Origin of the sequence: Candidatus Aegiribacteria sp., from assembly GCA_021108005.1 — a bacterium.
In the GTDB taxonomy this organism is placed as follows: Bacteria; Fermentibacterota; Fermentibacteria; order Fermentibacterales; family JCC-6; genus Aegiribacteria.
This window is the reverse complement of the sequence record JAIORS010000028.1, coordinates 1-5,333: the sequence shown is the minus strand read 5'-3', so window position 1 is coordinate 5,333 and position 5,333 is coordinate 1. Positions and strand designations below refer to the sequence as shown.

The following is a 5,333-nucleotide window of genomic DNA, read 5'->3' as shown; positions in this document are numbered from 1 at the left end:
GTTATCATTGAATATTGTCCTTCTTGAGAAAGTAGATCCTTGGAAAATCATCTGGATCAGTAACTGCAGCGACCATTCCGATTTCGTCTACCAAGAAGCTAATCTCAAGATGTCTTACCATTTCAGGAAGCACAGCTCTGTATGCCAGTTGTCCTTTATCATCCCAGATATCAAAATGATAGCCAGTATCGAAGTCGAATCTCTCTACCCAGAGGAAACCATCTTCATCTACACCAGCAATTGAAACCAGTCTTTTATATTGTGAGGGTTGGTAACCGCCTGCATAACCTCTATCGATTACAGCGAAAGATTCGTATTCTTCAATTTCAGTAAGAATCTGTTCTTCACTTTTTTCAAGTCGATCCACTTGGGCTGCTATTTCATAAGCCAAGGAGCCATCCGGATTGAATATCTTTATTATGTATTCAGTGAAGTCCTCTATGATATAGACCTGGCCGTTTCTGTCTGCATGGAATTCGATCACATCCAACATCCTAATTAACTCGTTGTGTTCTATTTCATCAATATTAAGCAGATAGTAATACACAGTAGGTTCTATGCTTGAATCATAACGTGCACAGTAATAGTATGTTACTAATTCTCCATCAAGCATGAGATTATCTCCATCAACCCCGATTATGGATGAGGAGTCGACTGCCCATAACTCCGGAGGAGGATCACTTTCACTTGATGGGAAGTATTCACCAAGATAATTAGCATGTTCATCATAGGTCATCAAATTGAGCTTCATGTAATCGGTTATCAGTATTCTGCCGTCACCCAGGGCACAAACTCCCTGCGCTCCCTGAAACTCTCCAGGACCGCTGCCGATTCTTAGAGCACGAAATGGTTCGCCATTCTCGGGAATAATTCTCAGGCATCCAGCAGCATTATCAAGAAGCAATAGGGAACCATTTGGATGATAACACATTGATGTTATTGAACCTATCATATTTACTGAATCACCGTTCTCAACACCAAATGAATCGACAAGAACAAGACTGTACTCAGCTATACTGTCAGCTGTAATAGGTAAGGTGTCTGAGCTAGAACCACATGCAGTTGCCAGGAATACCGATATCGAAGCTGAGAGTATTGTGAAGATTTTCATTTTCCTCCCTATGATAATGTAGAGTTGACCTGCACAAGTGATGACCAAGCCCATTCTCAAGCGTTTGTGGCAGGTTCATTCAGTTGTTCGCAATTCTATTTCTTTCATGCAATTGAAAACATTCAAAATGTTCTCAATCAATTATTTCTAACGTATATTGCCTGAAAATATCGTCCTTCTCCAATTATTGATTCAGGTGATGCAAATAATCCTTCTTGAACAAGATTCTCATTTACATTTCCGAGTATCTGATGCCATAACTCATTCGCGATTTCTTTTTCATCTACCCCATGCGACAATGCAGATAATCCTTGCATTCTACCTTTTAGATTGCCGAATTCGCTTGCTATCGCATCCCCGATTAACTCAATCAAGTAATTTGAGATATCATCTATCAGTTTTGCATCATCTGCATCAAACAATGGAACTACTATTTTTACCCTACCAGATTCATCCATTTTGATGTACTTCAGCTCTTCAAGGAATTTTAGAGCATCATTCTCTTCATTCGAAAAGGATGGATCTGATTTCTCAGCACGTAATACTTTGGTAATTATTTCGGCACACACCTCAGTTAAATGCTTATTCTGCTGCTCAAGAATGTGAATATAGGAGGAATTCAGACTCAAATTTGGAGTAACATCTGCGAGTCGCGAGGTTAGTTGTCTCATGAATCTGAACATGTCATGTCTATTGCCATTACCGTCCCCGAAGCTCGCGAATTCAACACCAGCTGCTATTTTACGGTTGCGGCTGCAAAGTATCTTGTCACTAGAGCATGCTACAATTTCGTTCTGTTCAAAACCAACAAGAATGTAGTCTCTATTATCGTACTGGGGTTTTGAGGTGCTTAAAATACCTCTCTTGTTGAAGTCAAAGAAAGTAGTTCCATCAAGAATGTCACAACCAATAACGTGATATAAGATTCTGCCATATCCAAATTCATCCAAGCATTTTATCCTGGAGGCAAGATTCAGGATTGCCTGCTTATGTCTCATAATTTTCTGTGTTAACCTGAGGGCAATCGCTTTGCTGAGATTGTCTATTATGTGAAGATCCTTCTCTAATACAACACAGAAAGATACCGAATATCTGTTCTGTTTTTTCGTCACCATGCCGATTTTTTCCATATTGGACAGTAAATCATCAAAATTAGCCGGGTCAGTGTTTAATTTCGATGCAATATCATATTTTGTTAATTCATAGCTATTTGCATTCGCGATTTCAAACAGTATTTCAGGAGCCCATTTCTGCTCATACAAATAAATAGGATTGTGCTTATTGAATTCTCCAGGATCATTGTAGGAATACAAATCTATCCTTCGGGACATGGTGTTTCCTTCTCCGTTTCTATAATTAAAAATAGCAAAAGTAGTTCACGAAGTATTTCGCTTGCGAACGATCTAAATCAGCAGACTGCGATGCACTATTGCCAGATGCTAGAACCGCAGTTCTGCTGCATTTTGTTGTTCGCAAAACAATTTCTTAGTTATCTTGCCGGCTGTCATTCCAATGCATTGCTCTATCATGCCAGTAATTAGGATGTCGCCGCAGGTGCATAACTGCAATGATTTGCACCACGTCACTCTGAATTCTATAGATGATACCATAGGGAAAGCGATGTACAAAATAATGATAAATTCTTTGCTTCTTATCACGGAATGGCCATATAGTTGGTGATTGGCGAATGGTATTGATGGCGTTGTCTACTTCCTTGAGAAAATCTATGCCAAGATTCTCGGCACGTTCTTCGTACCATGTTCGGGAGTGTTCCAACTCAGCATAAACATCCGGGTGTACATCAACTTTGTGCATGGGCATTTTTGTAAAGACGATCTCTAACTTCTTCCCATGGAATGCATTTAACAACACCCTTGTCTATTTCGCTTAAGCGCTTATCTATTTCCTGTTGCCAAGCTTGTTCAACATTAGGCTCTGTCTTTATATCCAGACTTGCAATAAGAACCTCGGCTATTCGAGCTCTATCCTTTTCCGGTTGTTGTAACGCGCTATTTAGTATTTCATTTGTGATTGCTGCAGCCATGTGGAATTCCTCCGTATACGTTTTAGAAATAGCATAATACTGCTAAAACTTGTTTCATTGACATTATGCTTAATCTCATAATTAATACAATAGTCAACTTGGTCATCCCCGCCAAATGGAATATGTACTGAAACAATTGAACCTATATAAATTCTATCATAGATATTTCACTTAATACAATTTGCCTTTGATTCTTGCGAACGCTCTGCATAACCAGAACAGTATTGACAAGCCAAGAACATCGCGTTGTTTCTGGTTGATGCGGTTGTGTGTTCTTATTAGGCGAATACGAGCCGACGGCCTTTCGGCTCAGGGATGGGATCTCCAAACTCCTTGGCTGTGTCGAGCCAGAGCTTTTCTGCTAATTTTGCATTGGCTAGTGCCTTTTCCTGAGTATCGCCATGAGCAACACAGCCTGGAAGCTCTGGGATTTCAGCAACAAAGGAATCGTCCTCAGCACTCCAGAAAATGATAATCTCATATTTGTCCATTAGTCCTCATCTCTAAGCTTGTACTTCAATATAATATCACGAATCTGCCTAACCTGGTAGGGCTTAGCATTGTTTCCGCTTCTCTGAAGATTTGGCCTTTCGACGATATCAGCCCTCCTGAATACATTGTGGCTACCGCGAGTTCTTCGCGCAAATCCAAGCCGCTCAAGCAGACCACATAGATCGTCGAAACTGATGTCAGCATCGCTCGATCCTCTTAGGATACTGTCCAGTAGCTTATCCCATTTCGTCATTTACGGAATATTCTCCATTCGTTTGATATTCAGTTTCTATTTCACATAACGCTCTGCATAACCAGCACAGATATTACTCAGATTCATAACTTTGCATTTGTGACTGGTTCATGCAGTGGTTCACCCTTTATTCATAGTGAGTCCACATACGAAGAACCTTGACTGTTTTCTGCTCCAAAAGAACTTGGTAGACAAGTCTATGTTGAATATTTATGCGTCTTGAGCAAGCGCCAGATAAATCACCAACGAGCTTTTCGAAGGGGGGAGGGGTTCTAAAGGGATCATCCTTGATAATCATGAGGAGATATTCTGCCTTTTCTTTGAACCCTGAGCTTGCTAGTTTTTTCGCATCCTTTTTTGCTTGCTTTGTGAAGACAAGCCGCCAACTCACCAGTCAAGCTCCTCATCACACTCATTAACGGGTGTGTTTATGCCGTCTTTGATAGACTCACGCATGCCGGGTATGCTTGTAAGGTAAAGAGTTTCCTGAATAGCCCGCCAATCGTCTTCTCCGATCAGAACGGCGGAGTTTCTTTTTCCAGCGATTTGTACCGGCTCATGCGATTGAGCTACCTCATCCAGCAACTTGTAAAGTCGCCTTCTTGCTTCGGTTACTGTCACATTGGTCATTCCGCATCTCCATTCGTACGGAATATCGTACGTTTCTTTGTATCTGTCAATCTCTGGTGAACGCTCTGCATAACCAGAACAGTATTCACATAGGCTAAGAACATTGTCGCTGTTTCTGGTTTATGCAGTTGATAAACTAGAATTGCCTTCCAAAACAGGAAATGCCTTCTCAATATCTTCGATCAAATTTGTATCCTGAAGTTCCAGTTGTCTCCAGATTCGGTCTCCTATGAAGTAGAGAGATGTCCTATTTGGGCTTTCAAAATCGTTTCCACCATCGTTTTCTGTGATACTATTCATCCGAAGGATTTTGTTTTCAATGAACCTAGCGAAACCTTCCTTCCAGATTTGCCATATCATGTACTCATAGTGAATAACTTCAAGTGTTGATTTAAGGTTTGAGAGTGCTTTCAGAATTTCATGATAATCTAACTTGGAGATGTTTTGGATGAGTTTTATGTAATCAGGGTTAGTATATGGAAATGCGTGATTGATCTCCCACATATAATCTCCGGAACTGAATGCGCGTTGATGTATCTCAAGTTTACCTTTCAAGTCCTGTTCACAGGTTTTGTCCTGATAACAGTGGACAAATTCATGAAGGATTGTCGCATAGAAATTCGATTCTTCCAGGCAACAGGGAGTTATAATACAGTAGCAATCTTCTGAATTTTGTTGTTATGGCTCTATCTATCTCAGTAAACACAATCCTGTTGTTTCGGTAACTCCTCCGGATTGAATCCTGCAGAGGTACAAACCGGCAGGAACCCCGTTTCCATGATGATCCGTTCCTTCCCAGCATA

General features: G+C 40.6%; 9 protein-coding genes. All 9 read right to left on the bottom strand.

Annotated elements, in window-relative coordinates; genetic code table 11:
• Positions 1-4: 4 nt before the first annotated feature.
• The 9 genes from K8S15_02130 to K8S15_02090 all read right to left on the bottom strand — a co-directional run bounded on the left by K8S15_02130 (position 5) and on the right by K8S15_02090 (position 5,034).
• Positions 5-1,111 (bottom strand): 6-bladed beta-propeller, encoded by a 1,107-nt coding sequence (locus K8S15_02130; protein ID MCD4774831.1) that lies wholly within the window; start codon positions 1,109-1,111, stop codon positions 5-7.
• A 137-nt stretch (positions 1,112-1,248) separates the two neighbouring features.
• A complete protein-coding gene (locus tag K8S15_02125; protein MCD4774830.1) occupies positions 1,249-2,442 on the bottom strand; it encodes a hypothetical protein in 1,194 nt (397 codons plus the stop codon).
• 154 nt (positions 2,443-2,596) lie between these two features.
• Positions 2,597-2,926 (bottom strand): type II toxin-antitoxin system RelE/ParE family toxin, encoded by a 330-nt coding sequence (locus K8S15_02120; GenBank protein MCD4774829.1) that lies wholly within the window; start codon positions 2,924-2,926, stop codon positions 2,597-2,599.
• Positions 2,913-3,155, bottom strand: a complete 243-nt coding sequence (locus K8S15_02115) for an addiction module protein (GenBank protein MCD4774828.1) — start codon at positions 3,153-3,155, stop codon at positions 2,913-2,915. Before K8S15_02115 ends, K8S15_02120 begins: the two co-directional genes overlap by 14 nt.
• Before the next feature lie 278 nt (positions 3,156-3,433).
• Entirely contained in the window at positions 3,434-3,646 is a 213-nt protein-coding gene (locus tag K8S15_02110) for a type II toxin-antitoxin system HicB family antitoxin (protein MCD4774827.1), read from the bottom strand.
• The gene (locus K8S15_02105) at positions 3,646-3,900 is read right to left on the bottom strand and encodes a type II toxin-antitoxin system HicA family toxin (GenBank protein ID MCD4774826.1); all 255 of its coding nucleotides are present in this window, start codon (positions 3,898-3,900) and stop codon (positions 3,646-3,648) included. The genes K8S15_02110 and K8S15_02105 overlap by 1 nt, the downstream gene beginning before the upstream one ends.
• 127 nt (positions 3,901-4,027) lie before the next feature.
• A complete protein-coding gene (locus K8S15_02100; protein MCD4774825.1) occupies positions 4,028-4,291 on the bottom strand; it encodes a Txe/YoeB family addiction module toxin in 264 nt (87 codons plus the stop codon).
• The gene (locus K8S15_02095; protein MCD4774824.1) at positions 4,288-4,530 is read right to left on the bottom strand and encodes a type II toxin-antitoxin system Phd/YefM family antitoxin; all 243 of its coding nucleotides are present in this window, start codon (positions 4,528-4,530) and stop codon (positions 4,288-4,290) included. Before K8S15_02095 ends, K8S15_02100 begins: the two co-directional genes overlap by 4 nt.
• Before the next feature lie 120 nt (positions 4,531-4,650).
• A complete protein-coding gene (locus K8S15_02090) occupies positions 4,651-5,034 on the bottom strand; it encodes a hypothetical protein (GenBank protein ID MCD4774823.1) in 384 nt (127 codons plus the stop codon).
• Positions 5,035-5,333: the final 299 nt, after the last annotated feature.

What these genes read in the sequence shown, in the direction of transcription:
- K8S15_02130 (MCD4774831.1), bottom strand. Translation starts at nt 1,111, where the DNA reads ATGAAAATCTTCACAATACTCTCAGCTTCGATATCGGTATTCCTGGCA.
- K8S15_02125 (MCD4774830.1), bottom strand. Translation starts at nt 2,442, where the DNA reads ATGTCCCGAAGGATAGATTTGTATTCCTACAATGATCCTGGAGAATTC.
- K8S15_02120 (MCD4774829.1), bottom strand. Translation starts at nt 2,926, where the DNA reads ATGCACAAAGTTGATGTACACCCGGATGTTTATGCTGAGTTGGAACAC.
- K8S15_02115 (MCD4774828.1), bottom strand. Translation starts at nt 3,155, where the DNA reads ATGGCTGCAGCAATCACAAATGAAATACTAAATAGCGCGTTACAACAA.
- K8S15_02110 (MCD4774827.1), bottom strand. Translation starts at nt 3,646, where the DNA reads ATGGACAAATATGAGATTATCATTTTCTGGAGTGCTGAGGACGATTCC.
- K8S15_02105 (MCD4774826.1), bottom strand. Translation starts at nt 3,900, where the DNA reads ATGACGAAATGGGATAAGCTACTGGACAGTATCCTAAGAGGATCGAGC.
- K8S15_02095 (MCD4774824.1), bottom strand. Translation starts at nt 4,530, where the DNA reads ATGACCAATGTGACAGTAACCGAAGCAAGAAGGCGACTTTACAAGTTG.
- K8S15_02090 (MCD4774823.1), bottom strand. Translation starts at nt 5,034, where the DNA reads ATGTGGGAGATCAATCACGCATTTCCATATACTAACCCTGATTACATA.